2 protein-coding genes and 2 pseudogenes are annotated in these 2,024 nt (G+C 50.0%); all 4 read right to left on the bottom strand.

The features are described from left to right. Positions 1-21: 21 nt before the first annotated feature. Positions 22-235: pseudogene (locus BFF42_RS15720) on the bottom strand (hypothetical protein). Positions 236-461: 226 nt separating this feature from the next. Then, entirely contained in the window at positions 462-1,283 is an 822-nt protein-coding gene (locus BFF42_RS15715; protein WP_000762934.1) for an antitermination protein, read from the bottom strand. Next, positions 1,280-1,654 (bottom strand): RusA family crossover junction endodeoxyribonuclease, encoded by a 375-nt coding sequence (locus BFF42_RS15710; protein WP_000904114.1) that lies wholly within the window; start codon positions 1,652-1,654, stop codon positions 1,280-1,282. The genes BFF42_RS15715 and BFF42_RS15710 overlap by 4 nt, the downstream gene beginning before the upstream one ends. A gap of 12 nt (positions 1,655-1,666) precedes the next feature. Beyond that, positions 1,667-2,024 (bottom strand): annotated as a pseudogene (locus BFF42_RS15705) (DUF968 domain-containing protein); the annotation flags it as partial.

Genomic DNA, 2,024 nt, shown 5'->3' with positions numbered 1-2,024 from the left:
CCTAACACCACAGCCGCCTTACTACAATAAAAAGCCTTCACTGCGGAAGGCGTCTGTAACAACCGAACTGATAGTCTGCCAGACCCGCCATAACCAGCTGGGTCAGTATTAACTGGCAGCGTTCGCGTGAAAGGTAAGTATTCTGCGCTATCTCCCCGACTGTCGCCGGTTCGGTAACGCTTAATTCATTAAACACCACTCTGGCGGTTTCTGTCATATCCTGCTGTTTTAGCATGTCTTTTTCCCTTTTCCGGTTAACGTGACACACCAATAACTCTTGTCGAAAAAGCCAGCAAGCTGAAAGACAGGTATTCACCGCCACCAGCGCGTTTACTGTACTGACGCGATTTCAGTCATAAAAAACCCGCCAGGCGGCGGGGTGTAAAAAATCTTCTAACGTCAGGCATAAAACGCCCATCATTAGAGCAAATTTACCACAGATTCGGGAAAAATCAACAACACTATCGCGTTACCCTCTTTAACTGCCGCTCCGCCCATGCCTCTTCAATGTCAAACCGAACCACCAACGTATCGTAAAAGCGTTTCACTGATTTTTTCCACGTATCAAGCGTGATAGCACTCGTCACTTTGCATATGGCATTAAATGCCTCCGTTGATGGTAGTCTTTCACAGCCACGACCACCACAACGCTGGCAGTCTCTGATAACAGGCATACCACGTTTTACCGACTCTTCACGATGAATGGCGACACCACGCCCACGGCAATCCTTACAGGCGGTGGAAACCTCACCCTTTCCGCCACACTCCGGACAGGCAACTTTTACCACCTCCCTGACTTTTTTCCATTCTTCCCAGTAAGACGGATACACGCCTTTTGTGCACTTTGCCCACACTGGTGGCTTACCATCCGGATACTGGATCTTGTTTGTAAAAACCTCGCTTTCAATAAATTTTTTTCCGTGACAGCAGGGGCACTGTTTTTTGCTCGCCGCGCTACGGGCATAATCTTCAAACGCATACGAAGCCATAATGCGCATCACTACCGGTTTTATTTCTGCCGGAAGTTTTCTCAACGCCGCTACACGATCGCACCGACTGAGTGCATAATCTGCCAGTAATTCTGTTGCCCGCGCCCTGTCATTCATACTGATGCCCATTTTCCCCAGGAACGCAGAAAACCCCATCTCAGCCCGATTCTGTGTCATGCCCTGCGCGGCCATCACATCAGTGATACTCAGCGCATCTTTTGACGTTGAGGCCGATGCATCGGTCAGGCTAGGGGATTTTGGGGAGTAGTATTTCGGTAAATCTTCCAGTTTCATTTTTTGACCTGCTCTTCATGCATTATGGGGTAAATCTTCACCCCCATACGTCCACCAGATACTGGCTGACCACGAACGATATTGATTTCATCAAACTGCTCATCGTCCATTAACACTCCCGCATGCGTCAGCGCATCCAGCGGTGCTTTCAGGATATTGTCCAGGTCGCGACGACGCTTATCCGGTGGCTCTGCAATCACCTTTATCGCCAGCCTTCCGGACAGGCTTAATTTCAGCCGCTGCTGGCGAACAATAAGCGCCACAGCCCGGCGATAACGCTTTCCCTCCTCCGAGATAAAATATGTGCTGCCACGGCGTCGCCAGTAAGTGTTCACCGTCGGCGGGTAAGGTAAAACCAAATCTATGAGCATCAGTCACCTCTTTTACCCAAGCACGCCAGTTGCAAAGGCGTGATCAAGAAAACGAAAAATTAAATCAACCTGAGAACCATGCTTTTCTTCGAACGCCAGAGGATCCGCATGAAGCTCGTTGTGATGCTCCCGACACAGCGGTAGCGTGAAAATATCGTGAGATTTTGTCCCCATTCAGCCCTGACCATGACCAATCAGGTGATGGGGATCGTCGGCTGGCTTACCACAACACGCACACGGCTGTGTCTTCACCCAGCGTGTGTATTTCTCGTTAACCCAGCGGCGACGTTTTGGGCGTAACATAAAAGACTCCGGCGACTCCGGATCCACTTTCAGCGCCAGCACCTTTTTCGCCTTATCCTGGATGATG

Source organism: Shigella sp. FC1661 (assembly GCF_001712525.1).
GTDB lineage: Bacteria > Pseudomonadota > Gammaproteobacteria > Enterobacterales > Enterobacteriaceae > Escherichia > Escherichia coli.
The sequence above is the reverse complement of the archived record's forward strand: the minus strand, read 5'-3'. Positions and strand labels throughout refer to the sequence as shown.

Coding starts and splice junctions, on each gene's coding strand:
- BFF42_RS15715 (WP_000762934.1), bottom strand. CDS start 1,283: ATGAAACTGGAAGATTTACCGAAATACTACTCCCCAAAATCCCCTAGC.
- BFF42_RS15710 (WP_000904114.1), bottom strand. CDS start 1,654: ATGCTCATAGATTTGGTTTTACCTTACCCGCCGACGGTGAACACTTAC.